Annotated in this window: 25 protein-coding genes; 5 read left to right on the top strand and 20 right to left on the bottom strand. The window is 61.1% G+C overall.

Features of this window, described 5'->3' with window-relative positions; genetic code table 11:
• Nucleotides 1-73: 73 nt before the first annotated feature.
• From NQ559_RS09480 to NQ559_RS09465, 4 genes are read left to right on the top strand one after another with little or no spacing between them, the layout of a single operon-like run.
• A complete protein-coding gene (locus tag NQ559_RS09480) occupies nt 74-1,081 on the top strand; it encodes a glucosaminidase domain-containing protein (protein WP_018694696.1) in 1,008 nt (335 codons plus the stop codon).
• 12 nt (nt 1,082-1,093) lie between these two features.
• On the top strand, nt 1,094-1,780 hold the full coding sequence (locus tag NQ559_RS09475) for a hypothetical protein (protein WP_018694695.1): 687 nt from the start codon (nt 1,094-1,096) through the stop codon (nt 1,778-1,780).
• A gap of 13 nt (nt 1,781-1,793) precedes the next feature.
• Nucleotides 1,794-3,929, top strand: coding sequence for a S9 family peptidase (locus NQ559_RS09470; protein WP_018694694.1), 2,136 nt, complete (start codon nt 1,794-1,796; stop codon nt 3,927-3,929).
• A gap of 11 nt (nt 3,930-3,940) precedes the next feature.
• Entirely contained in the window at nt 3,941-4,429 is a 489-nt protein-coding gene (locus NQ559_RS09465; protein ID WP_018694693.1) for a methylated-DNA--[protein]-cysteine S-methyltransferase, read from the top strand.
• Between the two features lie 156 nt (nt 4,430-4,585).
• Here NQ559_RS09465 and NQ559_RS09460 read toward each other — a convergent pair whose 3' ends face one another.
• The 13 genes from NQ559_RS09460 to rd all read right to left on the bottom strand — a co-directional run bounded on the left by NQ559_RS09460 (nt 4,586) and on the right by rd (nt 16,058).
• On the bottom strand, nt 4,586-6,013 hold the full coding sequence (locus tag NQ559_RS09460; protein ID WP_018694692.1) for an NADH-quinone oxidoreductase subunit N: 1,428 nt from the start codon (nt 6,011-6,013) through the stop codon (nt 4,586-4,588).
• A 6-nt stretch (nt 6,014-6,019) separates the two neighbouring features.
• Nucleotides 6,020-7,504 carry a complex I subunit 4 family protein gene (locus NQ559_RS09455; protein WP_026318162.1) on the bottom strand — a complete coding sequence of 495 codons (1,485 nt, stop codon included), beginning with the start codon at nt 7,502-7,504 and terminating at the stop codon, nt 6,020-6,022.
• Between the two features lie 12 nt (nt 7,505-7,516).
• Nucleotides 7,517-9,409 carry an NADH-quinone oxidoreductase subunit L gene (gene nuoL / locus NQ559_RS09450; RefSeq protein ID WP_018694690.1) on the bottom strand — a complete coding sequence of 631 codons (1,893 nt, stop codon included), beginning with the start codon at nt 9,407-9,409 and terminating at the stop codon, nt 7,517-7,519.
• 22 nt (nt 9,410-9,431) lie between these two features.
• Entirely contained in the window at nt 9,432-9,740 is a 309-nt protein-coding gene (gene nuoK / locus NQ559_RS09445) for an NADH-quinone oxidoreductase subunit NuoK (RefSeq protein ID WP_022331855.1), read from the bottom strand.
• 13 nt (nt 9,741-9,753) lie between these two features.
• Nucleotides 9,754-10,263: an NADH-quinone oxidoreductase subunit J family protein gene (locus NQ559_RS09440; RefSeq protein WP_018694688.1), complete on the bottom strand. Its 510-nt coding sequence runs from the start codon at nt 10,261-10,263 to the stop codon at nt 9,754-9,756.
• Nucleotides 10,264-10,266: 3 nt separating this feature from the next.
• On the bottom strand, nt 10,267-10,707 hold the full coding sequence (locus NQ559_RS09435; RefSeq protein ID WP_026318161.1) for a NuoI/complex I 23 kDa subunit family protein: 441 nt from the start codon (nt 10,705-10,707) through the stop codon (nt 10,267-10,269).
• A gap of 2 nt (nt 10,708-10,709) precedes the next feature.
• The gene (gene nuoH, locus NQ559_RS09430) at nt 10,710-11,786 is read right to left on the bottom strand and encodes an NADH-quinone oxidoreductase subunit NuoH (protein ID WP_018694686.1); all 1,077 of its coding nucleotides are present in this window, start codon (nt 11,784-11,786) and stop codon (nt 10,710-10,712) included.
• 75 nt (nt 11,787-11,861) lie between these two features.
• Nucleotides 11,862-13,409, bottom strand: coding sequence for an NADH-quinone oxidoreductase subunit D-related protein (locus tag NQ559_RS09425; protein WP_051087670.1), 1,548 nt, complete (start codon nt 13,407-13,409; stop codon nt 11,862-11,864).
• 62 nt (nt 13,410-13,471) lie between these two features.
• Nucleotides 13,472-14,125 carry an NADH-quinone oxidoreductase subunit B gene (locus tag NQ559_RS09420; protein ID WP_026318159.1) on the bottom strand — a complete coding sequence of 218 codons (654 nt, stop codon included), beginning with the start codon at nt 14,123-14,125 and terminating at the stop codon, nt 13,472-13,474.
• Nucleotides 14,116-14,466, bottom strand: coding sequence for an NADH-quinone oxidoreductase subunit A (locus NQ559_RS09415; protein ID WP_018694683.1), 351 nt, complete (start codon nt 14,464-14,466; stop codon nt 14,116-14,118). Before NQ559_RS09415 ends, NQ559_RS09420 begins: the two co-directional genes overlap by 10 nt.
• A 108-nt stretch (nt 14,467-14,574) precedes the next feature.
• Nucleotides 14,575-14,937, bottom strand: coding sequence for a hypothetical protein (locus NQ559_RS09410; protein WP_018694682.1), 363 nt, complete (start codon nt 14,935-14,937; stop codon nt 14,575-14,577).
• Nucleotides 14,938-15,224: 287 nt separating this feature from the next.
• Nucleotides 15,225-15,833 (bottom strand): superoxide dismutase, encoded by a 609-nt coding sequence (locus NQ559_RS09405; RefSeq protein ID WP_018694681.1) that lies wholly within the window; start codon nt 15,831-15,833, stop codon nt 15,225-15,227.
• Nucleotides 15,834-15,890: 57 nt separating this feature from the next.
• Nucleotides 15,891-16,058, bottom strand: a complete 168-nt coding sequence (rd, locus tag NQ559_RS09400) for a rubredoxin (protein WP_018694680.1) — start codon at nt 16,056-16,058, stop codon at nt 15,891-15,893.
• A 127-nt stretch (nt 16,059-16,185) separates the two neighbouring features.
• Here rd and tnaA point away from each other — a divergent pair, with 127 nt between their 5' ends.
• Nucleotides 16,186-17,562: a tryptophanase TnaA gene (gene tnaA, locus NQ559_RS09395; RefSeq protein ID WP_018694679.1), complete on the top strand. Its 1,377-nt coding sequence runs from the start codon at nt 16,186-16,188 to the stop codon at nt 17,560-17,562.
• A gap of 185 nt (nt 17,563-17,747) precedes the next feature.
• Here the strand turns inward: tnaA and NQ559_RS09390 are convergent, their stop codons facing one another.
• The 7 genes from NQ559_RS09390 to NQ559_RS09360 form a co-directional block, all read right to left on the bottom strand.
• Complete coding sequence (locus NQ559_RS09390; RefSeq protein ID WP_026318158.1) at nt 17,748-19,232, bottom strand: zinc ribbon domain-containing protein; 1,485 nt, start codon at nt 19,230-19,232, stop codon at nt 17,748-17,750.
• Complete coding sequence (locus NQ559_RS09385; protein WP_018694678.1) at nt 19,229-19,513, bottom strand: hypothetical protein; 285 nt, start codon at nt 19,511-19,513, stop codon at nt 19,229-19,231. Before NQ559_RS09385 ends, NQ559_RS09390 begins: the two co-directional genes overlap by 4 nt.
• 8 nt (nt 19,514-19,521) lie before the next feature.
• Nucleotides 19,522-21,693 (bottom strand): zinc-ribbon domain-containing protein, encoded by a 2,172-nt coding sequence (locus NQ559_RS09380; protein ID WP_018694677.1) that lies wholly within the window; start codon nt 21,691-21,693, stop codon nt 19,522-19,524.
• Nucleotides 21,694-21,703: 10 nt separating this feature from the next.
• Nucleotides 21,704-23,452 (bottom strand): C25 family cysteine peptidase, encoded by a 1,749-nt coding sequence (locus tag NQ559_RS09375; RefSeq protein ID WP_083923802.1) that lies wholly within the window; start codon nt 23,450-23,452, stop codon nt 21,704-21,706.
• A 20-nt stretch (nt 23,453-23,472) separates the two neighbouring features.
• Entirely contained in the window at nt 23,473-25,005 is a 1,533-nt protein-coding gene (locus tag NQ559_RS09370; RefSeq protein WP_018694675.1) for a hypothetical protein, read from the bottom strand.
• 89 nt (nt 25,006-25,094) lie between these two features.
• Nucleotides 25,095-25,670, bottom strand: coding sequence for a hypothetical protein (locus NQ559_RS09365; protein ID WP_130065212.1), 576 nt, complete (start codon nt 25,668-25,670; stop codon nt 25,095-25,097).
• Nucleotides 25,671-25,678: 8 nt separating this feature from the next.
• The gene (locus NQ559_RS09360) at nt 25,679-26,956 is read right to left on the bottom strand and encodes a hypothetical protein (RefSeq protein WP_018694673.1); all 1,278 of its coding nucleotides are present in this window, start codon (nt 26,954-26,956) and stop codon (nt 25,679-25,681) included.
• Nucleotide 26,957: the final 1 nt, after the last annotated feature.

The following is a 26,957-nucleotide window of genomic DNA, read 5'->3' as shown; positions in this document are numbered from 1 at the left end:
CTCAGCAGTGCATTTTATATTGTAATTCTCACAGGAAAATCATACCTTTGTCCATAAAGATTAAACAAAGATAATGAATTTTTCCAAAAAAGCAATATCGCTCGCAGGAATCCTACTGATAGCCCTGCAAAGCCTCCCGGCACAGGTGCGGCAGACCCGCGAGGAATATATCGACCGTTACAAATCCATCGCCGTGGCCCACATGGAGCGGTACGGCATCCCCGCCAGCATCACCATGGCGCAGGGCATCCTCGAGTCCGACTGCGGCAACAGCTGGCTATCGCTGCAATCGAACAACCATTTCGGCATCAAGTGCAAACGCAACTGGACGGGCGACAAGGTCTATTACGACGACGACGCCAAGGGGGAGTGCTTCCGCAGCTACCCCTCGGTCGAGGCGTCGTACAGGGACCATGCCGAATTCCTCGATTCGCAGCCACGCTACGACTCGCTGTTCGCCTACTCGTCCGACGATTACAAGAGCTGGGCACGGGGGCTCAAAGCCGCCGGCTACGCCACGGCGCCCGACTACGCGCAGCGGCTCACGCGCATCATCGAGGAGAACCAGCTCTACCTGCTCGACCGGCCCGACGGCGAGCGGCTCTACGCCTCGCGCATGGGACGCAAGGTAACCGATCCCGAAGGGTGGTTCGCCGACCAGAGCAGCGTCGAACCGGTTTCCGGATCTTCGTCGGCCATCGACCCGGACAACTACCGGGTGACGATCAACGCCCACAACGGCTACAATGTCTACCAGACCAACGGCGTACACTACGTGCTGGCCAAGGAGGGCGACACGTTCGAGAATATCGGGCAGAAGTTCCGCATTTCGGCACGCAACCTGCGTAAGTTCAACGACCTGAAGGACAAGAAGGCACAGCCGATGACCGACGAGGTGGTCTACATCGAGCGCAAGAAGAAGCGCTGGGAGGGCAATGCCCACACCCACATCTGCCGCCAGGGCGAAACGGCCTATGCCGTAGGCCAGTCCTACGCCATCCGCACCCGTTCGATCGAGAAGCTCAACCGCCTCAAGCCCGGCAGCACACTCGAAAAGGGGCAACAGATACGCATAAAATAAAAACAGCATAGCATGGAAACGACACCGCTCAGAAGCAAGATCCTGGATACGATCATCCGCAAGTCGACCCTCAAACAACGGGTCTTCGACAACACCTTCGCAGCCTTCAACGAACTGAAGGAGACGCTGCTCGAAATGGCATCGGAGATGGACGACGAACTCGACGGCAAACTCGACCGCCGCGTCAGGCTCGAATACCGCGACCGCGGAAAATTCGAGGCGCAGCTGCAGGTGGCCAACGACATCCTCATTTTCCAGATGCACACCGACGTCTTCGAATTCGACGCCAACCACCTGATCTGGCAGAACCCCTACGTACAGTCCGACCGCGAGAATTCCTACTGCGGCCTGATCAACATCTACAATTTCCTCTCCGACTCGTTCAAGTTCAACCGCAACGCCGACGAGGGATACCTCATCGGGCGTATCTTCATCAACCGCGAGCGCCGCTATTTCGTCGAGGGCAAACAGCAGACCTCGATGCGGGCGATGAACTTCGGCAAGGCCGAGATCGACCGCGAAGCCCTGATCGCCATCCTCGAGCCGGCGATCTGGTTCGCCCTGAACTTCGACCTGCTGATGCCGCCCTACGAGGACAACAAGCGCGTGACGGTCGACCAGTTCAACACCAAGATGGACAACTCGAAATTCGTCACGGGCAAACGCCTCGGCTATGATTTCGAAGTAGAGGACATTTAAACCCGATTTCCACGTGAAGGCACAACTTTTCACACTCCTCGCAGCCGCAGCGGTCGGCACAGGTACGGTACAGGCGCGGGGCGAATATGCCGAGATCGCACGCCTGCGCTCGATGAACGAAACCGTCCGCGGCATCCGTTCGATGGCCGACGGCGAACACTATACCATCCTCGAAGGCAACAACATCGTCCGTTACGGCTACGCCACGGCAGGACAGGGCGAGAACATGCTCCCCAAGCCGACGGCCAACCTCGTCGTCACGGATTACGCCTTCTCGCCCGACGAACGGCAGATACTCATCGCCTCGGGCGCCAGGCCGATTTACCGCCACTCCTACACGACCGACTATTTCCTGGCCTCGGGCAACAGCCTGATGCCCGTACTCCGCGAGGCCGAAGCCCCGCGCGACGCCTCGTTCTCGCCCGACGGCAAGCTGATCGCCTATTCCGACCGCAACGACCTCTATGTCTACGACACGGCAGCCAGGCGCACGCGCCGCATCACCGACGACGGGGCGTGGAACTCGGTCATCAACGGCACCACGGACTGGGTCTACGAGGAGGAGTTCGGCTTCACGAAGGCCTATGCCTTCTCGCCCGACAGCCGCCGCATCGCCTACCTGCGCTTCGACGAATCGGAAGTGCCCCTGATGGAGATGATGCGCTTCGACGGCAAACTCTACAACCAGGCCTATTCGTTCAAATACCCCAAGGCCGGGGAGCGCAACTCCACGGTCGAAGTGTGGGTATGCGACCTTGCGACAGGGGCCCGGGAGCGCATCGACACGGGCGGCGAGGCCGACCAGTACATTCCCCGCATCGGCTGGACACCCGACGGCCGGCTCTACTACTTCCGCCTCAACCGCAGGCAGAACACCTTCGAGGTGATCCTCTGCGAGCCCAACGGTGCCCAGCGCACGATCTACGACGAACGCTCGCAGCAATACGTCGAGCGCGTGAATGACAAGACCGTCACCTTCATCGACGGCGACCGCTTCCTCGTGCGGCAGGAGGGACACACGGGCTACATGCACCTCTACCTTTACAGCATCCGCAAGGGGTTGCTCGCCCAGGTAACCAAAGGCGACTGGGAGGTGACCGACGTGGTCGGCACCGACGGCAAACGGGTCTGGTACCTCTCGACCGAAACCTCTCCGCTGCGCCGCAACCTGTACAGCGTACGGCTCGACGGCAAGGACAAGCGCCGTCTGACGACCGGCGAGGGCTACTACGCCATCGCCCCGAGTGCCGGGATGAAATACTACATCTCGACCTTCTCCAACGCCACGACCCCCAACCGGGTCGAAGTCTGCGACAACGAAGGCAACCCCATCCGCACGCTGGCCGACAGCCGCAAACTCCGCGAAGAGCTGGCGGCCGTACAGCGCCCCGTCCGGGAGTTCTTCACCTTCACGACCGAGCGCGGCGACACGCTCAACGCCTACATCGTCAAGCCCCGCGGCTTCGATGCATCGCAGCGTTACCCCGTGCTGCTGACCCAGTATTCGGGGCCCGGCTCGCAGGCGGTAAGCGACCGCTGGTCGCTCGACTGGGAGGATGCGCTCACGGACAAAGGCTACATCGTAGTCTGCGCCGACGGCCGGGGCACAGGATTCCGGGGCGAGAAGTTCAAGAAATCGACCTACGGGCGCCTCGGGGCGCAGGAGGTCGAAGACCAGCTCTCGTTCGCCCGCTACATGGCTTCACAGCCATACGTCGACCCTGCACGCATCGGCATCTACGGCTGGTCGTACGGCGGGTTCATGGCATTGGGCTGCGCGATGAAAGGCCACGGGCTATTCCGCATGGCGATCGCCGTGGCCCCCGTCACTTCGTGGCGCTACTACGACTCGATCTACACCGAAATCTACAACAACCTGCCGCAGTACAACGCCGCAGGCTACGACGACAACTCCCCGATCAACTTCGCCCGGATGCTCGACGACACCAAGACCCGCCTGCTCATCATCCACGGCACGGCCGACGACAATGTCCACTTCCAGAACAGCGTGGAGATGGCACGTGCCCTGAACCGCTGCGGCAAGCAGTACGACATGATGGTCTACCCCGACCAGAACCATTCGATGCAGCCCGACGACACGGCCAATGTCCGGCAGAAGATGATCGAATACACGCTCGAACACCTCTGAACCGCCCTGTCATGGAACGGATCGTTTATATCGGGACACCCGTCGGCAGAGTCGGCATCGCAGCTTCGGACGACGCCGTGGCACGCATTTTCTTTGCGCACGCATGCGGCCCGGCGGAAGAACAAACACCCGAAGGCACGCCCGAGGCATTCACACCCCTGCTCCGGCAGGCTGCGGCGGAGCTGACCGAATATTTCGCGGGCAGACGCCGTGCCTTCACCCTCCCGCTGGCGCCCGAAGGCACCCCGTTCCAGCGGGCCGTATGGGATGCCCTGCGGACGATCCCCTACGGCGAGAGCCGCAGCTACAAGCAGATCGCCGCACAGATCGGCCGTCCGACGGCCTGCCGCGCCGTGGGCATGGCCAACCACCGCAACCCGATCGCCATCGTCGTTCCCTGCCACCGCGTAGTCGGCAGCGGCGGCACTTTGGTCGGCTATGCGGGCGGGCTGGAGGCCAAGGCCTACCTGCTCGGCCTCGAACGGGAAAACAAAGGCTGAAAAACCGCCGCCCTGCAAACGGGAAGATGGCCGGCCAACTTCCCGATTTCGGAACGCACATTCCCAAAAGCGCCGCGGAATACCGCACGAATAAAGGAGGAGGAGGAGGGGGGCACTTGCTAAAGCAAGTGCCCCCCCTCCTTACCCGTCGTCCGTCTAAAGCCCGAACGAGAATACGTTGATACTGTCGTAAACCACGCTGAAGACACCCAGCAGCAAAATCCCCGCCATGCAGAGCGCAAGGCTGAGGCGCGTATAGCGGTCGCTGCGCAGCGGTGCGATCGGCTCTTCGTTGGGCGTAATATACATCGCCTTCACGACCAGCAGGTAGTAATAGAGCGAAACCACCGTATTGACAAGCGCGATGAACACCAGCAGGTGGAAACCACCCTTGAATGCTGCTGCGAAGACGAAGAACTTCGAGAAGAACCCGGCAAAAGGCGGGATGCCTGCCAGCGAGAAGAGCGCCAGGGTCATCATCAAGGCCAATTTGGGGTTGGTACGGTAAAGCCCGTTGTAATCGGCCAGCCCGACCTTGCCGCCGCTATGCTGTTCGATGGTCGAAATGATGCCGAAAACGGCGAGGTTGGCCGCCATGTATACCAGCACGTAGAACACGAGCGAAGTCATCCCGATGGCGCTGCCGCCGATCACGGCCAGCATGATATAGCCGGCCTGCGAGATGGACGAGAAGGCCATGAAACGCTTCAGGTCGGTCTGCCGGATGGCAAAAAGGTTGGCGACCGTGATCGAAAGCACCGTCACGGCATAGAGCAATGTCTGCCACTGCCCGACCATCGGGCCGAAGACCTTCATCAGCACAGTCATCAGCACGAACGCCGCCGAGGCCTTCGACACGACCGAGAGGTAGGAAGTCACGGCCGTCGGCGCACCCTGGTAGGTATCGGCCGTCCAGAGATGGAACGGCACGAGCGAAATCTTGAACCCCAGCCCGGCGAAGAAGAAGACCATCGCCATGACCTGCAACGGCGACCCCGTAATGCGCGCCGCCATATCGCCGAAGTAGAGCGTCCCCGTAGTCCCGTAGAAGAACGAGATGCCGTAGAGCATCAGACCGCTCGCGAACAAGGCGCAGAGGATGTATTTCGCACCCGCTTCGGCCGAATGGTGCTTGTACTTGTCGAACGCCACCAGGCAGGCCATCGGCACCGAAGCCAGTTCCATGCCCAGGAAGAAGAGCAGGAAATTGCCCGCCCCGACCATGAAATACATGCCCAGCAGCGTCGAAAGCAGCAGGATGTAGAATTCGCCCTGTTTGTGGGCCGTGTCGTCGCGCCGCAGCCACGTACCGGCCTGCAGGCAGACGATGAGCGCCCCGATGGCCAGCACGCTCTTGACGACGGTGTGCATCGGCACATAGCAGAACATGCCGCCGAATACCTCGCCCGCCGTCCCCGGAACGACATTGGCCAGCACCTGCACCGCGAGCAGCCCGCAGGCCACCGCCGAAAACCAGCGCCTTCCGCGCTCCCCGGCGATCAGGTCATAGAGGAACAGCAGGACGATCACCGCGATGAGCGTCACTTCGGCCTGCATGTACGAGAATATATTGCTGTAATCCATAGTCGCTTAATTCATTAAGTGTGTAATGATCTCCGAAACGCTGCCCCGGATCATGTCGCTCACCCACAGCGGCGCGAGCCCCATGCCGGCGATGGCGACGACGAGGCAGACGACCGACAGGCGTTCGTCCCACGTGGCGTCGGAGAGCCGGAGATGCGCTTCGTTGGTACAGGTGCCGTAGAGTATCTTCCCGACCACCCGCAGGATGTAGACCGCCGTGATGACGATCGACGTGCAGGCGATGATCGTCACCACACGGTGGAACGTGTCGTTGTCCATGAACGCGCCGTTGAAGATCGTCATCTCGGCGACGAACCCGCTCAGGCCGGGCAGGCCCAGGTTCGCCAGGCCCGCGATGACGTAGCCCACCGCCAGGAAGGGCATCACCTTCATCAGCCCGCTCAGTTCGCGCACGTCGCGCGTATGCGTGCGGCCGTAGATCATGCCGATCAGCGCGAAGAAGAGCGCCGTCATCAGGCCGTGGCTCAGCATCTGCAGGACAGCGCCCGTACCCGCCGTGGTATTCATCATCAGGATGGCGAACAGCACCAGTCCGCAGTGCGACACTGACGAGTAGGCGTTGATGTATTTGAGGTCGGTCTGCACGCAGGCCGCGAAGGCGCCGTACACAACCGAGATCGTCGTCAGTATGATGAATATCCAGCTCAGTTCGTGCGCCGCTTCGGGCATGAGGTACATCGCCACGCGGAAACAGCCGTAGCCGCCCAGCTTCATCAGCACGCCGGCATGGAGCATCGACACGGCCGTCGGGGCCGAAGCATGGCCGTCGGGGCTCCACGTATGGAAGGGGAACAGGGCGCCCAGCACGCCGAACCCGACGAAGACCAGCGGGAACCAGATATATTGCTGCGCCAGGGGAATGTTATGCAGCTGCGCGATCTCCAGGATATTCATCGTCGTGGCCCCGGCACCGAAGTAGATGCCCAGGATGCCGATCAGCAGCAGCGCCGAACCGCCCATGAGCATCAGTGTCAGTTTCATGGCGGCATACTCCTTGCGACCGCTGCCCCACACGCCGATCAAGAGATACATCGGAATCAGCGCCACCTCGTAGAACATGAACATCGTGAAGAGGTCGACCGAAACGAAGAACCCGAAGACGCCCACGCTCAGCAGGCAGAACCAGAGGAAATACTCCTTGACCTGCTCCTTCATCCGCCACGAGGCAAACGTCCCCGTAAACACGATGATGGCCGACAGCAGCAGCATGGCAACCGAAATGCCGTCTACCCCCACGGCATAGTGGATATTGAGCGGCGCATACCACACATGGCTTTCGGTAAAGAGCATGGCGGCCTGCTCGCCCGCCTCGCGCAGGCCGAGGTAGCGGAACACCAGCACCACCGCCAGCGCCAGCAGCAGCGAGGAACCCGCCACCATCACGGCACGCACCTGCCGCGCGGACTTCGAGAGCCAGAGCCCCAGCATCATCAGCACCGGGATGGCGGGAAACAGTGATAACATATTCATAACAGCTACAGTTTAGCAGATTAAAAGCAAGAAGATCGTAAGTCCCAGCGCACCGCCGAGGAACCAGATGCAGTAACGCTGCACGCTGCCGCTCTGCATGTCGCGGATCACGTATGCCGCGCCGTTGGTCGCCCGCGCCAGCATGTTCATCAGGCCGTCCACCACATGGCGGTCGAACCATGCGACCGGGGCTGAGATGCAGGCGAAGATCACCCGGTGGGTAACGAACTGGTAAACCTCGTCGATGTAGAAACGGTGGTAGGCCGCCTTATGCAGCCCTCTGAAGCGCGCTGCCAGGGCATTGGCCACCGTCTGGCGCTCGCGCAGGTACATCCACGTCGCCAACGCGATGGCAACGGCAGCCACACAGAGGCTCACGCCCGCCACGCTGCGGTCGATATGGATCGTGTAGGGCATCCCGTCGCTGCTGACCAGCTTCCCGAACGGAATGAACCCCGCCACGCAGGTCACTGCGGCCAGGAACACCAGCGGCAGGGTCATCGTCAGCGGCGCCTCGTGCGGCCTGTGCGCCGCATGCAGTTCCCGGTTCTCGCGTCCCCAGAAGATGTTATAGTAGAGGCGGAACATGTAGAACGCCGTCAGGCCGGCGATCCCGGTCATCACCCACCCCATCACGGGGCTGAAGGCGAAGCACGCCGTCAGGATCTCGTCCTTCGAGAAGAAACCGCTCAGGGGCCAGATGCCCGCGATGGCCAGGCAGGCCACGAGGAACGTCGCATGCGTCACGGGCATGTATCGGCGCAGGCCGCCCATGGCCGACATTTCGTTGGAGTGCACGGCATGGATGATGCACCCGGCGCCGAGGAACAGCAGCGCCTTGAACATGGCGTGCGTGAAGAGGTGGAACATCGAGGCCATGTACCCCAGCCCGCCCGTATGGGGATCAGCCGAGGTGCAGACGCCCAGCGCCACGATCATGAAGCCGATCTGCGAAATGGTACTGAACGCCAGCACACGCTTGATGTCGCTCTGCACGCAGGCCACGACGGCGGCGTACAGCGCCGTAAAGGCCCCGATATAGGCCGTCCAGTGCAGCACCTCGGGCGCATAGCCGACAAAGAGCGGGAACATGCGCGCCACGAGGTAGACGCCCGCCACGACCATCGTCGCGGCATGAATCAGCGCCGACACGGGCGTCGGGCCCTCCATGGCGTCGGGCAGCCAGATATGCAGCGGGAACATCGCGCTCTTGCCCGCGCCGCCGATGAACATCAGCCCCAGCGCCAGCGGGATCATCGCACCGGCGGCAGCCAGCAGCTGCACGTCGGGCGTGAAGGAGAACGTCCCGGCATAGTACCCGTAGAAGAGGATGCCGACGAGGAACCCCAGGTCGGCGAAGCGCGTCACGATAAACGCCTTCTTCGAGGCCGCGACGGCCTCCTTCTTCGTGTAATAGAAACCGATGAGCAGGTAGGAGCTTACGCCCACCAATTCCCAGAAGAGGTACATCTGGAAGATGTTGGTAGCCACCACCAGCCCCATCATGCTCATCGTGAACAACGACAGGAAAGCATAGTAACGCTGAACCCCCCGCTCGCCCTTCATGTAGCCCAGCGAGTAGACGTGTACCATCAGCGAGACGGTCGAGATCACCACGAGCATCATCACCGAAATCGGGTCGAGCAGGATGCCCAGGTCGATATGCAGCGTCCGGCTGATCGGCAGCCATACCGTGTTCCACGGCACGAGCGTGGGGAACACCCCCGAGGCGTCGCGCCCTGCGGAAAAATACTCGAACGCCGTACAATAGCTCAGCAACGCCACTACGGCCAGCACCGCCGTGCCTATGGCGCCCGCGACGACGGGCTTGAGCTTCATGCCGGCCAGCCCCAGGAAGAGGAAGCTCAGCAGCGGCAGCAGCAGGATAAGGATCGTATATTCCATAACAATCGTTTTTTCAGAATCGTTACCACTTCATCTCCCGCAGGCTCTTCACCCCGATGTTGCGCAGATTCCGGTAGATGTTGATGATGATGGCGATTGCGACGGCCGTTTCGGCGGCGCTGATGCCGATGGCGAATAGCGTGAAGAAGAATCCCTCCAGCTGTTCGGGGAACAGGAAGCGGTTGAATACGACGAAATTGATGTCGACCGAATTGAGGATCAGCTCGACGGAGATCAGCATCGCGAGCAGGTTGCGGCGCGTCACGAACCCGTAGATTCCCACGAACATCATGATCGTGGAGAGGACGAGGTAATATTCCATGTGTATCATAGTCGTACTCTTTTTAGCGTTTGCGTGCGATGAGGATTCCGCCGACGATGCAGGCCAGCAACAGGATGCTGATGACCTCGAACGGCAGCACGTAGCCATATTTGCCGCTGCTCATCAGCGCGTGGCCGATCGTCTGCACGTCCAGTTCGCCGTGGACGAAATGCGACGGCATGAAATCGTGCCGGAGCGTCACGTAGAGGCATACCCCGAGGCTCAGCAGCGTCGCCGCCAGCCCCACGAACAGCTTGTAGCCCTTTATGTCCTCCGACTTGTCGCCCTGGCTCGAGGTCAGCAGAATCGAGAATACGTACAGCACCGTGATGCCGCCGGCATAGATCAGCAGCTGCACGGCGCCCAGGAACGAATAGTTCAGCTGGAAATAGATGCCCGCCGTACCGAACAGCACGAACAACAGGTAGGTCGCCGCGCGCAGGATACGCTTGGTCGTCACGGCCAGCACGGCACTCACGGCCGTAAAGACCGCCAACACCGTAAAGACGATTAATTCGAGTGTTATCTCCATGGCTTATTGTTTGTTCAGGGTTTTGACCAGCTTCCCGCGCGTGTATACCGCGTGTTCGAAATCGGTCGAGAAACGGATGGCCCCCGTCGGGCAGGCGTTGACGCACAGATGGCAGAACATGCACGACCCCAGGTCGTACTGGTAAAGCACCAGGCGGCGTTTCGACTTGCCCGTCTCGGGATCGGTGACCATCTCGGTGGTGATACGGATGGTTTCGTTGGGACATGCCGACTGGCAGAGGCCGCAGGCGATGCACTTGTTCTTCCCCCCGGCATCGTGGGGCATGGTCAGCTCGCCGCAGAAACGGTCGAACATCTTGAGCGTGGCCCGGTTCTCGGGGTATTGCTCGGTGACCTTCTTGGTGAAGAACTCCCGCCCGGTCACCTTCATACCCGTCAGCAAGGTTCCCAACCCGTGGAAAAGTCCTTTGATATAGCTACTCATGACTAAAAATGCAGTTTAAATACGACGACGATGACCATCAGCAGCAGGTTTGCCAGCCCGATCGGCACCAGGTATTTCCATTCCAGCGTCAGTATCTGGTCGATACGCAGGCGCGGGAAGGTCCACTTGATCCACATCAGCAGCCACACCACGAAGAACGCCTTGCCGAAGAACCAGACGAAGCCGGGGATGTAGTCCATGGCGGCATTGAAGCCCTCCCAGCCGGGGATGTGCAGCGGCATCCATCCCCCGAGGAAGATGGTGGCCGCAACGCCCGAGACGACGAACAGGTTGACGAACTCGGCGACGTAGAACAGGCCGAAGTGCATGCCCGAATACTCGGTGTGGTACCCTGCCGTCAGCTCCGATTCGGCCTCCGGGAGGTCGAACGGCCCGCGGTTGACCTCGGCGTTGCCCGCGATCAGGTAGATCACGAAGGCGACCAGCGCCGGGACATGCCCCTTGAAGATGAACCAGCCGTCGGCCTGGCGGGCGACGATCTCCGAGAACTGCATCGTATCGGTCAGCACGACGATCGTCAGGATCGACAGCCCGATCGACAGCTCGTACGAGATCATCTGCGCACCGCTTCGCATGGCGCCGATGAGCGAATACTTGTTGTTGGAGCTCCACCCCGCCAGCAGGATGCCGACCACGCCGATCGACGAGGCCGCCATCAGGAAGAAGACGCCCACGTTGAAGTCCAGCACTTCGAGCCCCTTGTTCACCGGCAGGCAGGCGAAAGCCAGCACCGACGCCAGGATGACGATGTAGGGCGCGAGGTTGTAGAGGAACCTGTCCGAGCGGCGGATGGTGATGATCTCCTTGGTGAGCATCTTGAACACGTCGCAGATCACCTGCAACGTACCCCACGGCCCCACGCGCACGGGCCCCAGGCGGCACTGGAACGCCGCGCAGACCTTACGCTCCATGAAGATCATCAGGATGGCGATCACCGCGTACATCAGCAGCAGGCAGACACCGACGATCACGCACTCCAGGAAGACCGCCAGCCCCACGGGCATCAGCGACGTGAGCAGCCCGTGAATCCAGCTCGTTACTATACTAAAATCAAACATATCTGTAAGTTTTTCCTTTTTTATCCCGCTCCCACCCCAAGGGGAGAGGCTTATAAACCCGGAAGCGACATCCGGTTACCTGTCTATATCGGGCACGACGTAATCCAGCGTACCGCCGATGGCGATCAGGTCGGCGATCTTCGTCCCCCGCGCAATGGTTTCGAGGCACGACACGAGCGGGAGTCCCGTCGAGCGGAACTTCATGCGGTAGGGCGACTTCTCCCCGCGGCTCTCGATGAAGACCCCGAACTCCCCGCGGCTGCCCTCGACGGCGGCGTAGTAGCTGCCTTCGGGTATGCGGATCACGGGCTTCATCTTCAACTGGTATTCGCCTTCCGGAATGTTGTCTATCAACTGTTCGATGATGTCCATGCTCTGTTCGATCTCGCGCATACGCACCATGTAACGGGCGAAACAGTCGCCCTCGTCGTAGAGCACTTCCTCGAAATCCACCTTGCCGTACATGGCGTAGGGATGGCGCTTGCGCACGTCGCACGCCCAGCCCGAGGCACGCCCCGTACCGCCCGTGGCACCGAACGAGATGGCGTCTTCGCGGGTCAGCACGCCGGTGCCTTTCAGGCGTTCCCGGGCGATGACGTTCCCCGTGAACACCTCGTGGTACTCGCGCAGCGTCGGGCGCATGTAGGCGATAAACTCCTTCACGCGCCGTACGAAATCGGGATGGATGTCAGCCTGCACGCCGCCGATCGTATTGTAAGTCTGGATCAGGCGCCCGCCGGTGGTCTGCTCCAGGATGTCGAGCACCTTCTCACGGTCGCGGAACCCATAGAAAAAGGCCGTCAGGGCCCCCATATCCATGCAGAGGCAGGCAAAGAACAGCAGGTGCGAGTCGATACGCTGCAACTCGTCCATGATCGTGCGGATGTACTGCACGCGCTCGGACACCTCCACACCCAACCCCTTCTCGATACACATGCAGAGCGCATGGCGGTTCTGCGACGCCCCGAGATAGTCGAGGCGGTCGGTAAGCGCCAGCGTCTGGGGGTAGGTCAGGCTTTCGCACATCTTCTCGATGCCGCGGTGGATGTAACCGCAATGCACGTCGAGCTTGCGGATGATCTCGCCTTCGAGCGACACGCGGAAACGCAGCACGCCGTGCGTGGCGGGGTGCTGCGGGCCGATGTTGATGACATATTCGTCCTCCTCGAACAAGACGTTGCGGTGGCGGATGAAGCTGCCGTCCGCCGTCAGTTCGAAGCTCGGGGCGCTGTCCTTCGACACTTCGTTGGTCATGCGCAACGGGTTGAGCCCCGGGTCGTAATCCTTACGCAGGGGGTACCCCACCCAGTCGTCGCGCAGGAACAGGCGCCGCATGTCGGGATGGTTCAGGAAACCGATGCCGAAATAGTCGAAGACTTCGCGCTCGTTGAGTTCCGCAGCCTTCCACAGGTCGCAGACCGAAGGCAGCCCGCACTTCTCGCGGCTGGGGGTCAGCGTCCGCAACACGACGTTCTCGCCCGTCGCGGTGGCTTCGAGGTGGTAGACCGCCCCGAACCCCTCTTCGCCCCAGTCCATGCCCGTCAGGCTGCGCAGGAAATCGAATCCCTCGGCCCTCAGGCGTGCAGCCAGGGCGTGGAATTTCTCCACCGGGACGGTGAACATCCCGTCCCCGGCCTCCGACCACACGGCGCCGGGTTCCCAAGCCGTTATTTTCTCTCTGATATTCATTGTTTTTCTCCTCCTTCCACGTTCAAATCGTTCTTTTCGGCCGTCAGATCCCGGCGAAGCAGCTCTTCGTACTCCTGCTTACCGATCTGCTTGTTCACCCCGCCGAAAAACCGCTGTAATTTCACTTTGCGCTGCAACTGCATCAGCCCGTAGAGCATCGCCTCGGGGCGCGGCGGGCACCCGGGGATATAGACATCGACCGGCAGTATCTTGTCCACGCCGTTCAGCACATGGTACGACTTCTTGAACGGGCCGCCGCTGATGGCGCATCCCCCCACGGCGATCACATACTTCGGGTCGGCCATCTGGTCGTAGAGGCGCTTCAGGACAGGGGCCATCTTGTGGGTGATCGTCCCGGCCACCATGATGAAATCGGCCTGGCGCGGGGAGGCGCGGGCCACTTCGAACCCGAACCGGGCAAAGTCGTAGCGGGCCGCCCCCACGGCCATGAACTCGATCCCGCAGCAGCTCGTGGCGAAAGTCAGCGGCCAGAGGCTGTTGCTGCGCCCCCACTCGATCAATTCGTCGAGGCACCCTACGATCACGTTCGTACCCTCGCGGCGCAGCTCGGCCGCCATCTTTTCGAGGTATTCGTTGTCATTGAAATCCTCGTATTTCATTGCCTTTATCTCCGGCTTCCTTATTTCCATTCCAAAGCTCCTTTCCGCCATGCGTATGCAAGGCCCAAAACCAGTACGACCAAAAAGAAGAGGATGCTCACCAGCCCGTAAATCCCCAGATCCTGGACGACCACCGCCCACGAAAAGAGAAAGACGGTCTCCACGTCGAACATCAGGAACAGGATCGCGAACAGGTAGTACCCCACCTTGAACTGCATCCACGACCGTCCGCGCGTCGGGATACCGCACTCGTACGCCTCGCCTTTCTGCGGGTTGTACGAGCGCGGCGATATGGCGCGGGCGATACCCAGCGCGACTGCGACCAGCGCAATAGCCGTCAGGATGACGACCACCAATAGCGTAAAATACATAACCTATCGTTTTTACGAATTTACTCGGAACACGAAAACACGAACGCATCTCCGGGAGAAAAAATCCTCATCCGGGAACATGCGGCAAAACGGGAACGGGAACAGCGGCTAAATCAGGATACGCCCCAGCGAAAAGACATAATAATCGACCGGCTTGGGATGCAGGTCGAAGCAGTCCGAATAAGCCGGACGGCAGGACAGCCCGCGGGCCGACGCCATGGCCCGGGCATCATGGCGCAGACGGACGATCGCCTTCTGGGCGGACGGTTGGACGGGATTTTCGATCGGAGCGTCGCAGGTGAAGACTGCCGCCGTGAAACAATTGTGTGCCGGAACCGGCGTCCGGAGAGTGGACTGGCAAATCCGGTCGGGCTGCGAAACTACCCTACCGGACTGAACCTGAGCGCCATCCAGGCTTCCTGCCAAGACAAAAAGCAAGATGAACAAAGCATATTGAATCCTCTCCAGCATTTCGACCTTACTATTTTCGTGCTGCGAAGATACACTCTTTCGCGCAGAAAACGGAATCCATGGACGAAAAAACGTACATAATGATGAATTTTGAGTACAAAAACACCCATAGCCGGATTCAGGTAATACTCCGGAAACAAGCCCGGCGGATGGCAACGAGCCCCGCCCGGTATATTCCGCCCTCCCCCGGGCGACTGCGAAAGGCCGGGCGCGGAGGGATGGCCTGCAGCACAAAAGAAAATGCCGCCCCGAAAACCGGAGGCGGCATTTCCAACAGAAACAAACCCTTATTTCTTTTCGTAACGATCTCCGACGACCTTCCAGTCGATACGATCCCAGAGGGCGGCGACGGCGTCGGCACGACGGTTGCGGTAGTCGATGTAGTAGGCGTGCTCCCATACGTCGAAGCACATCAGCGGCTTCATGCCGTGACACATCGGGTTGCCGGCGTTCTGCTCCGTGACGATGGCCAGCTTGCCCGATTTATCCTCGGCGAGCCATGCCCATCCCGAACCGAAAAGACCGACGGCAGCCTTCTCCATCTGGGCCTTGAACTGCTCGAACGAACCGAAATCCGCGTCGATAGCCTTCAGCAACGCCCCTGTCGGACGCGCCTCGCCATCAGGCGAAAGCTGGTCGAAGAAGAACTCGTGATTCCACATCTGCGCAGCGTTGTTGAAAATCGCGCCGTCGGCCGAAACGACGATGTCCTCCAGCGGCTGCCGGGCGTAAGGCGTATCGAGAATCAGCTCGTTGAGTTTATTCACATACCCCACGTAATGCTTGTCGTGGTGGAAACGCAGCGTCTCTTCGGAGACCTGCGGTGCGAGAGCGTCGTAAGCGTAAGGCAGCTCCTTGGGGGTAAACCGTGCCTGTGCTGCAATGTCTGTTGCCATAATAGGTAAAATTAAAAGTGAAACAATGAGGTTGAACTTAATCATAGCCATCCCGTTTTAGTTTGCTTCGAGCGGTTCGAATGCCCATTTGCCTTCCCCGCAGACCGGGCATACCCAATCGTCGGGCAGGTCTTCGAAAGCCGTACCGGGGTCGATGCCGTTCTCCGGGTCGCCCGACTCCGGGTCGTAAATGTATTCACAGACGGTGCAACGATACTTTTCCATGCGGTAAAAAAGTTTAAGAAAATCCACACCGGTCTACACAAATATAATACCGATGTCAAATATCTCAAAATATTTTTATAATTTTGAGGAAAAGAACAACAATTTATAACCTAAAACGCTCTTTTCTATGACACTTCCGTATGCAGAACCTTACAAGATCAAGATGACCGAGGCCATCCGCACCTCCACCCGTGCGGAGCGCGAAGCATGGATCCGCGAAGCCCGCTACAACCTTTTCAAGCTGCGCAGCGACCAGGTCACGATCGACCTGCTGACCGACTCGGGCACAGGCTCGATGAGCGACCGCCAGTGGGCGGCCATGATGACCGGCGACGAAAGCTATGCCGGAGCCTCGTCCTATTTCCGGCTCAAGGAGACGATCGAAAGCATCTTCGGGATGCCCTATTTCCTGCCCACGCACCAGGGGCGTGCTGCGGAGAACGTGATCTTTTCAGCACTGCTCAAGGCGGGCGACATCGTCCCGGGCAACTCCCACTTCGACACCACCAAAGGGCACATCGAATTCCGCCGCTGCCACGCCGTGGACTGCACGATCGACGATGCGGCCGACACCCAGAAAGAGTTGCCGTTCAAGGGTGAGATGGACATCGCCAAGCTCGAAAAGCTCCTGCGCGAGAACCCGCGCGAGAAAGTCCCGTGCGTCGTGCTGACCATCACCAACAACACGGCCGGCGGCCAGCCCGTGTCGATGCGCAACATCCGCGAAACGGCCGAAGTCTGCCGCCGCTATGGCGTACCCCTGCTGCTCGACTCGGCCCGCTTCGCCGAGAACGCCTATTTCATCAAGACCCGCGAGGAGGGCTATGCCGACAAGACCATCAAGGAGATCGTCCGCGAAATCTACACCTATGCCGACATCATGACCATCTCGGCCAAGAAGGACGGTGTGGTGAACATGGGCGGGTTCGTGGCCATGCGCAGCGAAGAGCTCTACAGGCAGGCCATGACCTTCAGCATCATGTTCGAGGGCTACGTGACCTACGGCGGCATGTCGGGCCGCGACATGGATGCGCTGGCCGTGGGACTGGACGAAAATACCGAATACGAACAACTCGACGCCCGCATCCGCCAGGTGAAGCTGCTGGGCGACCTGCTCGACGAATACGGCGTACCCTACCAGCGGCCGGCCGGCGGACACGCCATCTTCGTCGATGCGAAAAAAGTGCTCCCCAACCTGCCGAAGGAACAGTTTATCGCCCAGACGCTCGCCGTGGAGCTCTATTTGGAGGCGGGTATCCGCGGCGTGGAGATCGGCTCGATCCTCGCCGACCGCGACCCCGATACGCACGAGAACCGCTACCCGCGGCTGGAACTGCTGCGCCTGGCGATCCCGCGGCGGGTCTACTCGGACAACCACATCCGCGTGATCGCCGCGGCCTGCCGCAACATCTACGAGCGCCGCGCAGAGATCACCACCGGCTACCGCATCACCTTCGAAGCCCCGATCCTGCGGCATTTCACCGTGGAACTGGACAAAATCTGAACCCGAAGATGCGTCCGCCGCTCCACCGGACAGCATCCGCGGAATAGAATATAACGAACCGGGCAGGGAAAAACCCTGCCCGGTTTATTTTCGTCGGCCGCAACGGCCCGCCCCCGAAGTCCGCAACCCGAGTCCATCGCCCGGGAACAGAAACCCCCGACGGGCCCTCAGCCGCAGCCCAGCCTCTATTGCAGCGATTCGGGAGCCGGAATCAGGAACAGCAGCCCGATCAGTGCGATCAGGCATACCACCACGATCAGGATCGTCTTTCCCCAGTTCCGCTTCTTCGTCCCCGGCACGACCGTCTCGTAGCCCGCAAAGGCTTTCGAATCCGCCTGTTGCGTCGCCGCGGGTTTCGCACCGCCCAGGCGCGCCATCTCCTGCTCCATGCGTTTGGAGCGGTCGGCCGACATCTCGGCCTGCTTCCGGCGGAGGGCCTGCTCGGCGGCCTGGCGTTCGCGCTCCAGCTTCGCCTCGGCCTCGCGTGCCTCCTGTTCGCGCCTCGCCTCGGCCTCACGGGCTTCCTGCTCCTTGCGCGCCTGCTCGGCACAAAGGTATTCGATATACTTCCCGGCACGGAAAACATCCACGAAGACAAAAGTCTCCATCGGGGTGTATTTCTCCTCCAGCCGGATATTTTCGCGGACAAGCCGCTGCAAGGTATCGTAGACGGGCACCAACGGCTTGGAAAGGTACTCCCGCCGCACCGACGAGGCAAGCTCTCCGGCACGTCCCAGCATCGAGGTCTCGAACGCATCGAATCCCCGGGCAAGGTAATAGATCGCCTCGGCCAGCCGGATGTCGTCCTCGCGCTGGCCGAACACCGACCTCAGGCGGTCGACCGCAGCCCCGCCCTTGGGCGACCCGGTGTTGCAGTAGCCCAGAAATCCCCAGTACCGCTGCCAGTAATCGTCGGTCAACTCCTCTTCATAGGCCTTCACCGACTCCTCCGGGCAGACGACCGCCCGCGCGAGGAAATACCAGTAGTCGGCCTCGTAGTTCGACGAATTTTCGTGCAGCACGGTGAGGGCTTCGAGGCTTTTCTGCGCCGGTTCGGGCTCCGTCGCCGTGATCAGGCGCGACACGGCCGCTTCCAGTTCGGCACGCTGCACGGAGGTGAGCTCGGCAGATTTCCCGGCGGGCTTTTGCAGCCGCGCCCTGAGGATCGAAGCCTGCGTCGCGGCGTCTATCTGCAACCGCTGCGCTTCGGCATCCAACTGCTGCTTACACGCCGCATCGAGCGGCCCGGCCCCCGTCGTCCGCACGACGAACGCACGGTACTCCTCGCGCGCCTGCTGCTCGCAGTTCTCGCAGCGCTTCGACGCCTCGACATAATATTCCAACGCCACCTGCTTGCCGCACTTCGGGCACACGACACTGTGGTCTAAGTAGATACGCTTTCCGGAAACCGCACACACGATCGTCGTGTGCGAATGATCCTCGGTGATGTTGTTGTGGATCGTGATATTCGACGCCTCGTATTTCTCCTGCTTGCCGATGATCGTACTTTCATTGATCAGGTTCTTATCGCCGACGAGCGGCGCGGCTTCCGGCTCCTCGGCCGCCGACGTGCGTTCCACCTGCACCGCAGCGCAGTCGCAACCGCACTTGTGGCAGAAGCGGGCTGTATCGGCGAGTTTATCGTAACCGCACTTGGGACATGTTTTCATGCTTGTTCGTTGTTTTCTTCGGTTTCACTATCAGCCTCATCCCCGGCAACGGCCTGCTCGACCGCCGAGGCGACCAGCCACCCGTGGCTCATGGTTCCCGTAACGACGACCTCCTGCCGGTCGAACGGCACGAAATAGGGGTCGTCGACCGGCACCGCGCCTTCGCGGCAGAGCTTCACGACGCTCATGTCGTCGTCACGCACCAGAAAGGCATAATGCCCTTCGGATTTCGACCCGGCATTCTGCAACCGGATCAGTATTACTCCCTGGTATCTCTCCATGGCCGTGCTCATTTGAGATCCCGCCCGCAGTTGGCGCAGAAACGCACGCCCTGCACGGCTACCGTACCGCAGTCGGGACATACCCGCCCGATGGACTGGGGAGCCTGCGCCTGGGGCTTCGCGGCCGCCTGCTGGTTGTTGCGCGTCGCATATTCGAGGGCACTGTCCTGCGTCTTGTCCACGCGGTCTTCCTGGCGTTCCATCCGTTCGCGGTAACGGTCGCGTTCGGCATCCTTATTCTGGACGATGTGCCCGGTCATGGTCGTGGCCATATCCTTCATCTCGCGCATCATCTCCAACATACGGTCTTCGTGGCGCTGCGAATCGGCGATACGGGCATCGGCGGCCTGCTGCACCTGTTCGGCGTTCTTTCCCGCCGAGAACGACTCGGCGAACTTCACCGCGGCCTGCGAATCGAGGTTCTCGCCCGCAGCCACGGCCATCAGCTGCTCGGCCGTCATCCGCGCCTTCTTGTCGAGGGCTTCCTGCTTCAGGCGCTCCATCTCGCGCTCGTGATCCAAATCCATCTTCTTGTCCTCGCGGTTGAGCTCCTTGACCTTGCGCAGGCGTTCGATCTGGGCATCCATCTCGGCATTGTCCAGTTCCATCTCCGACTGGCGGTCTGCCCGCTGCAGCTCGCGCTCCCGGGCGCGGCGTTCGTCGGAATACTCGTCCTCGCGCTTGCGATGCGCGAGCGTCAGCTCCTGCAACTCCAGCCCCTGGCGCATCTGCTCCACGGCGACCTGCCCTTCGCCCGCCGTGCGGACTTTCTCGAACTCGATCTGGTCGCGCAGCTGCATGAGCTTGATCGCCTCGCCCCGGCGGTAACGGCGCTCGGCGACGTCGATGCGCAGGTTGTCGACATCCTCTTCGCGCAGCAGCCCGGTCTTTTCGATGTCGGCCAGTGCAGCCTCCACCTCGTCCTCGCTGCGGGCATCGCGGATCCGTTTCTCGCGCGAAAGCACGGTGTAGAACTTATCCAGCTCGTCGTCGGCCAGCAGGCGGTCTTTATTGACCTGCTGCAACCCCTCATAGAGCTGCATGTCGCTGCGTGCATCGGCAATAGCCTGCGAATTGGTCTCCGCAGCCAGGCGGTTGCGGAAATCGTTGGTGCGGCGCAGGTAGTCGAGTTCCTGCTCCGAAAGGTAAAGTTCGCGGCTCAGGCTGCGCAGGCGTTCCAGGTCTTCGTTCGAAGCCACCACTTCGGCCACGCGCTCCAGCGCAAGGCCGTAGAACTGGTCGCCGGAAGCGGCAATCCTGGCCGCGATCGCCTCGGCGACCTCCGCCGGGATCGACGTGCCTTCGACCTGGCGATCCTGCATCACGGCCTGCACGGCATTCTGCATTACGGGCTGCAACTTCTCCGCAATCCTGCGGGTCGTGGCGACGGGCTCGTCCGTCAGGAAATATTCGGCGAAACGATTGAAATCTGCGATACGGAAAATCACGCGCAGGCCGACCTGCAAGTCCAGCAGTTTCGTGCGCACGGACATCGGCCTGAACTCGGCCATATCCTCGGCCGTTCCCGAACCGAATACCAGCGAGAAACTCTTGTCGAGCTTGAGCAGCAGCGAGAAAGCCTCGTGCCGTTTCATGCTCTCGATCACGGCATCGAGCGAGCGCTGCCGTTCGGGAGCGTCCTTGTCGTCGAACTTGTCCTTCACGCGGCGTCCCAGCAGGGCGTTTATCAGGAAACGGCCGCTGCCGGCCATCAGCCCCGCAGCCCCGCCCGTACGGCTTTCGAGTACGCGCTTGAGCTCGTCGGGGTCTACGAAATCGTAGATGCCCCCGTGGATTTCGGCCAGCACCTTGCCGTTGGCCTTGATATACGCCGTCGTGCCGTCGTTTACGATCAGCCCCTGCGCCGAATCGTAGCGGATAAACTCCGATTCATTGACCCGGCAGGCGACTTCGCCTTTCTGGATATTCCAGAAAATCTTCTGTTTCACCGTGGCGAGCTCACCGCCTCCGGCAGCCTGCCCGTCCGGCGCCTGGGACGCCTGTGCAGCGGCGGGTTCGACCGCAGCGCCGCACGTCGTGCAGAACCTTGCGTCGGGCAGCATCGGGGCATTGCATTTCGGGCACACGGGGCCTGCGGGCGCAGCGGCGACGGGCGTACCGCACGTCGTGCAGAACTTCGCATCCTCCAGGAGTTCGGAATTACAATTCTGGCATTTCATAGTAGTCGTTCTATTTGGTTGATATGATTGATTTCACGTTTCCGTTCAGGTCGGCGGTCGCCGTATGGCAGCTCTTTATGGTACCGTCCGTCTGCAGGTAATTGAAGGCATAAAACTCGTCTCCGTTGCCGTATTTCATGCGGGTGACGGTCGACAGGCTGCGCGGTTCGACCCCCAGCTGTTCGTACAATTGCCGGTCGACAGCGGCGCGGATCAGCGACAGGTTGCGGTCGACGGCGCTGCGCACCCGGTCGAGCAACGAGGCCGGAGCGGCTTCATAGACGCACTTGCGTTCGACGACCGCGTTGACTGCGCCTTTCGCCAGCGCCTTGACCGCCCGGGGATGCGCCTTCGCCCCCTCCCGGCGCACGCCCACATGCAGGAACGGATCGCCGAAAAGGTTGAACTCGACGATCGTAAGTGCCTGGTGGGGCGTAAAGTAACCGTCGTTATAATCGAAGAAGCTCTGCCGTGCCATGTAGAATGCCTCGCCGGCCGTATACCCCTCGAGCAATTTGGCCATATAGACGTTCGTCAGGCGGTCGGCATTGTCCAGGTCGGCTGCTGAACTGCTCTTCGAAGCACCCCACGCGATGCGCGACGACCCCAGGTAGAGCAGCGTCATGTCGCCCATCGCCGCGAGCAGCATCGTCTCGCCGCGGCCGTAATCCTGGAATTTTCCGCCATAGCACGCCTCGGTCACCACCACGTTCGGTTTCTCGGCGGACGCCAGCTGCCGGGGCGTGACTGCCTCGTAACATTGCTGCTGGTAGGAAGCATAGAAACTGCATGCGGTCGGGGCATCGCTGCCGTGCAGGTTGAAATAGTAAAAGTCCGCACCCCGGTCGAAAACCTTGTCGACGATCGAACGCTCGACGCAGGGGCTGACAAAAAGGTTCTGCGTATAGATACGCTCATCGAGCCGCACGTCGCCCCGGAAGAGTCGATTGCGGCGGAAAGGCTCGCTGACCGAAGCCGAGGCCGAAAGCCACGTGAGGTCGGTCTGCCCGTAAGCCCTGCCCACGGCCATCGAACCGGGGGCTTTGGCCGCGCGGCGCAGGTATCCGGCCAGGTCGTCCAGCGACGCGTCATGCGCCAGCGGCAGGCGTCCCGTATGGAAATATTGTTCGTACTGGAAAATTTCGGCCGTCCCCAGCATGGGGTAAGTCCGCTCGCCCAGCAGGTAGGCATAAGGGATATCGGAGTCGATGTCCGTATCGCTGTAATCGGGATCGGAGATATACTGCGGCAGGACGGGCATGGGAATGACATCGGCGCCTCCGACGATGAACAGGTAGTTGGTTTCATCGTCGGCCGTGCTGCGCCCGAAACGGTAATAGTCCGCCAGCAGGTAACCGTGTTCGACCCACGAATCGGCCGGTGAAAGCGCCACGGCGCGGTTGCGCCCGGCCTCGGGGTTGAGGAAAACATAGTCGCCGGCATCGACGATGCGGTAACGGATGCCGTGTGCCGCCGATGCTTCGGCATAGGCGGCGAGCAACTTGCGCACCGCCGCGGCATCGGTTCCGAATTTGCGGGCCAGAGCCTGCAGGTTGGTGAAGATGACGCCCTCGGCCATAGGCCCCGCCGGCTCCTTCGAGCCCGCAGCCGCGCAGCTTCCGGCCCGGACAGCCGGGGCAACGGGTGCCGCATCTGCCGCCGGGGATGCCGTCACCGGACGGGCGGGGAGCCTGGTGCCGCATCCCCCGCAGAAAAGGTCGTTATCACCGCATTTCTTTCCACAATTGGGACAAAACATCGCGAATCGGTTTTAAAGGGTTAATCAATCCGGACGACTTGGGCCGGCGTACGCTTCAGGTCGGGCATCGCCTCGCCCACGCCGGCATCGATATAGGTCGCATCGCAGATTACATAGCGTTTGTTGCCGAGCTGCATGTAGTCGCCCTTCACCTCGCCTTTGAAGCATACCGCCGTGGCGATATGCGCCGGATAATAGAGCAGCACGACATCCAGCCCCAGCAGATCCTTGACCAGCCGCGCAAAGAGGATCGAACGGTCTTCGCAGTCGCTGTACGGATAGTAGTACATCTCCTCGGCGAAGAGTGTCCGCTCGACGCCGAACTGCGCTTCGTCGGTCTTGTAGGGGAAGGCCCTGTGCAGGTAGTGCAGCAGCAGTTCCGCCGCCTCGCGTTCGCCCTTCCCGGCCACTGCGGCGCGCAGCGGGGGATAGAGTTGCCCGCGCACCGGGGCGGTAAGCGCCGTGGCCGCGTAGATGCTCCAGTGGCAGGGCGGATAATTCGTATAGAAATCCATCAGGTTGCGGTTTACCGTCACCGTCGTCGAAACCACGCCGTCGAAATTGCGGACGGCGGGCGCCGCGGGTTTCTGCGCGAAGAGGGGCGGCGCGGGCATCGCCAGCGACAAAGGCCGCTCCCCGGGGATCGTGAAATTGCAGATATTGTACGACGCGGCCCGCGGGACATCGTCCAGGATATAAAATACCTGGCCGTCGATATTGAAATAGGGACGGGCATAGACCTGCCCGTCGGTGGCCAGCAACAGAAACAGCCGGCCGTCGCCGCGCGCCATGCGCACTTTATAGCCCGCCTCGGCCATCAGGAACGATTGCAGGACGACCGATTCGTTCGTTTTGGGGCCGCAGAATCCGTCGGCGAGTGTCCGCACAAGGTCGTAATAGCCCCAGTCGTTGAGCCCCAGCGCCTTTTTCAGCGCCACGCACTCCGCCGCCACGGCATCGTATGAACCTCGCGAAACGCCTTCCCAGGCATTGGCCACGCTGTTCTCCTGCACCGAGGCGAGGTTGAAGCGGTGTTTCGCAGCCAGCGATACGGAACAGCCCGTGCCGTAGAACGTGAACTTGAAGGGACGCGAAACGTCCACCGCCGGAGCCGCGTCGTCCGTCCCCGCGGCGGGTTTCCGCCCCTGCTGCACACCGTTATCCCCGTCCCCCTTTCCCGCGGCGGGTTTGCCGGGAAGCACAGGTGTTTCCGCAATTCCGGGCGCATCGGGCATCTCCGGAGCCGGCTCGGGCAGGTCGACCACCTTGTCGTAAGGCATCCTGTCCTGCGTCGGCACAGAGGGCGCATCCGGGTGTTTCATAACGGGGATGTCGGGTTCCCGGCGTTCGGGCACAGGTACCGGAGCCTCGGCGCGGAAAGCCTCCCAGCGCTTGCGCATGAAGTCGGCGCACGCCTTGCGGTAGTTGTCCCGGAATTCGGTATAGGCCTGCCTGCGGCGCGCCTGGTATTCCAGCAACGCCTCCCGGCGGGACTGCGCCGGCAGGGGAAGCACGAAAAGCAGCGACAGCAACAGGGTCAGATAGCGTTTCATAGGCGGAGCGGTTACGGGTAAAAGACGGCGGCTTCCCTCGGACGAGGGGAGCGCCGTCTCTCGATTGGACATGGTGCCGGCCAACAGGGCTACTGCTGCGAGAAAGCAGCCATCTGCTCCTCGAAGATCTTTTTGAACTGGGCGCGGTCGAATTCCAGGTTGAGTTTGGCATCCTTGGCGATCGCATCCTCGATGGCTGCCTCCAGGGCAGCCTTGGGAAGCTGCATGCAGACATAGTAACGGAACGAGCCGTTGTCCTGGCGGAACATCTTCTCCTCGACGACCTGCACGTCGCGCAACTGCTGGCCGACGGCCGTGTAAGCCAGTTCCTGATACTGCGACTTGTGCTCGGCGGAAACGCCCGTATCCTGGTTCTTCACATAGTTCTCGATGACGAGCTTCACATCGGCCTGGATGGCCGCGGCAAGATCCTGGCGGCAATTCTGCATGGCGATCTTCTGCGCCGTACTGCGCTCGGTGCTCACGCCGTTCTGCACGGCACGGTAATATTCGGCATTGCTGCGGTACTGTGCGCCGCTGAGCGGAATAGCCTCTTCGACCATGCCCGCAGGGGCAGCGGGCCCGGAGGCCTTTTTCGACGAACTGCACGACACGGCGCCGGCAGCGAGCAGGAGAGCGATAGCTCCAATAAGGGTTCTTTTCATCTTTCGGATTATTTGGTTGTAAGTTTATAGTGCAATGTAAAATCGGCTTCGGAGGCCTTCCCGTCGGCGGGATTCCCGAATCCGATGCTTCCCCTGAGGACGTCCACCCCGTCGGTTGCGGGGCTTATCGAGCCTTGCGCCTCGAACGTTACGCTGCAATCGCCCCCGGCGAGCTGCGAGGGTTCGATCCTTTCAGCCACGATCCGGGCCCCGTCGGCCGGGTTGAACAGCACGATCCGCCGCACCTCGGCCGCCGTCCCGCTTACGCGCAGCTGCATCGTCCCGCGGATCACCCCGCCGGACTGTTCGATCCTGAGCGTGCCCTTGGGCCGGACTGAAACGGCGTCCCCGGCCGGATTGAAAAAGATCGTCTGCGACACGCGCGCACCGCCGAACAGGTAGAGCACTTCGATCTTGTTGATATCGGTCGGCGAAGCGTACTGCGGATCATAGGAGAGCAGGTAGCGGCCGTCGCCATAGGGCTTGACGGCCATCTCCAGCACCGATTCGCTTTTCAGGCGCGGCTGCACGGCGGTCGTGGCCGGACGGCCGTCGAGCCGCAGGGAATAGACGCACTCGCCCGGCGCCTCGGACTCCACCTCGATCGACACGGCATGGTACAGTGCCCGGTAATTGCGCCGCAGGGTCTCGACATCGCCCTTGCGGGTGGCGTCGAAGAAATAGTCGTACAACCCGTCCAGCTCGTTTACCGCCAGCTGGATACGGTCTATGTCCGTAATCGTGCCCAGTTCGCGCCGCAGCCGTTCATACTCGGCCTGCTTGGCGTCGTCGATGGCCACGAAAGCCTCGATCAGCTGCCGCCGTGTCTGCTCCGGGAAGGGGTACAGCACCGAATATTCATAGCGGTAGGTCTTGGTCTTCTTGCTGTATATCCGCTCCCAGTAGACCGCCTCGGCGTTCGAGAGGGTGATGTTGTTCAGGTAGGGCAGCTGCCCGGCCTCGGTCATCAGCGCCGACGAATAGTCGCTCATCGCCGTGACCAGCTGGTCGCGCGTGATCTGGCGCGTCGCCATCTTCTCGACGGACGAGACATTCACGGCCACGGCATTGACGATATACTGCCGGATCGAGGCCATGCATTTCCCCGAGGCGGCGGCAAGGGTCTCCCCCACTTCCGTCACCGCAAAATGCGACCGGTCGGAACTGCCGATCCATGCCGGCTTCCGTTTGCTGCTCGCCTCGACGACCTTGTCCTTCTGGGCAAAAGCCGCCGTCGAGATGCAGAGTGCCGCCAAAAGCAGCGAAATAGATAATAAACGCTTCATC

The sequence above is a fragment of the Alistipes onderdonkii genome (assembly GCF_025145285.1).
GTDB lineage: Bacteria > Bacteroidota > Bacteroidia > Bacteroidales > Rikenellaceae > Alistipes > Alistipes onderdonkii.
This window is presented reverse-complemented; position numbering and strand designations above follow the sequence as displayed.

Coding starts and splice junctions, on each gene's coding strand:
- NQ559_RS09480 (WP_018694696.1), top strand. CDS start 74: ATGAATTTTTCCAAAAAAGCAATATCGCTCGCAGGAATCCTACTGATA.
- NQ559_RS09475 (WP_018694695.1), top strand. CDS start 1,094: ATGGAAACGACACCGCTCAGAAGCAAGATCCTGGATACGATCATCCGC.
- NQ559_RS09465 (WP_018694693.1), top strand. CDS start 3,941: ATGGAACGGATCGTTTATATCGGGACACCCGTCGGCAGAGTCGGCATC.
- NQ559_RS09460 (WP_018694692.1), bottom strand. CDS start 6,013: ATGGATTACAGCAATATATTCTCGTACATGCAGGCCGAAGTGACGCTC.
- NQ559_RS09455 (WP_026318162.1), bottom strand. CDS start 7,504: ATGAATATGTTATCACTGTTTCCCGCCATCCCGGTGCTGATGATGCTG.
- nuoL (WP_018694690.1), bottom strand. CDS start 9,409: ATGGAATATACGATCCTTATCCTGCTGCTGCCGCTGCTGAGCTTCCTC.
- nuoK (WP_022331855.1), bottom strand. CDS start 9,740: ATGATACACATGGAATATTACCTCGTCCTCTCCACGATCATGATGTTC.
- NQ559_RS09440 (WP_018694688.1), bottom strand. CDS start 10,263: ATGGAGATAACACTCGAATTAATCGTCTTTACGGTGTTGGCGGTCTTT.
- NQ559_RS09435 (WP_026318161.1), bottom strand. CDS start 10,707: ATGAGTAGCTATATCAAAGGACTTTTCCACGGGTTGGGAACCTTGCTG.
- nuoH (WP_018694686.1), bottom strand. CDS start 11,786: ATGTTTGATTTTAGTATAGTAACGAGCTGGATTCACGGGCTGCTCACG.
- NQ559_RS09425 (WP_051087670.1), bottom strand. CDS start 13,409: ATGTTCACCGTCCCGGTGGAGAAATTCCACGCCCTGGCTGCACGCCTG.
- NQ559_RS09420 (WP_026318159.1), bottom strand. CDS start 14,125: ATGGAAATAAGGAAGCCGGAGATAAAGGCAATGAAATACGAGGATTTC.
- NQ559_RS09415 (WP_018694683.1), bottom strand. CDS start 14,466: ATGTATTTTACGCTATTGGTGGTCGTCATCCTGACGGCTATTGCGCTG.
- NQ559_RS09410 (WP_018694682.1), bottom strand. CDS start 14,937: ATGCTGGAGAGGATTCAATATGCTTTGTTCATCTTGCTTTTTGTCTTG.
- NQ559_RS09405 (WP_018694681.1), bottom strand. CDS start 15,833: ATGGCAACAGACATTGCAGCACAGGCACGGTTTACCCCCAAGGAGCTG.
- rd (WP_018694680.1), bottom strand. CDS start 16,058: ATGGAAAAGTATCGTTGCACCGTCTGTGAATACATTTACGACCCGGAG.
- tnaA (WP_018694679.1), top strand. CDS start 16,186: ATGACACTTCCGTATGCAGAACCTTACAAGATCAAGATGACCGAGGCC.
- NQ559_RS09390 (WP_026318158.1), bottom strand. CDS start 19,232: ATGAAAACATGTCCCAAGTGCGGTTACGATAAACTCGCCGATACAGCC.
- NQ559_RS09385 (WP_018694678.1), bottom strand. CDS start 19,513: ATGGAGAGATACCAGGGAGTAATACTGATCCGGTTGCAGAATGCCGGG.
- NQ559_RS09380 (WP_018694677.1), bottom strand. CDS start 21,693: ATGAAATGCCAGAATTGTAATTCCGAACTCCTGGAGGATGCGAAGTTC.
- NQ559_RS09375 (WP_083923802.1), bottom strand. CDS start 23,452: ATGTTTTGTCCCAATTGTGGAAAGAAATGCGGTGATAACGACCTTTTC.
- NQ559_RS09370 (WP_018694675.1), bottom strand. CDS start 25,005: ATGAAACGCTATCTGACCCTGTTGCTGTCGCTGCTTTTCGTGCTTCCC.
- NQ559_RS09365 (WP_130065212.1), bottom strand. CDS start 25,670: ATGAAAAGAACCCTTATTGGAGCTATCGCTCTCCTGCTCGCTGCCGGC.
- NQ559_RS09360 (WP_018694673.1), bottom strand. CDS start 26,956: ATGAAGCGTTTATTATCTATTTCGCTGCTTTTGGCGGCACTCTGCATC.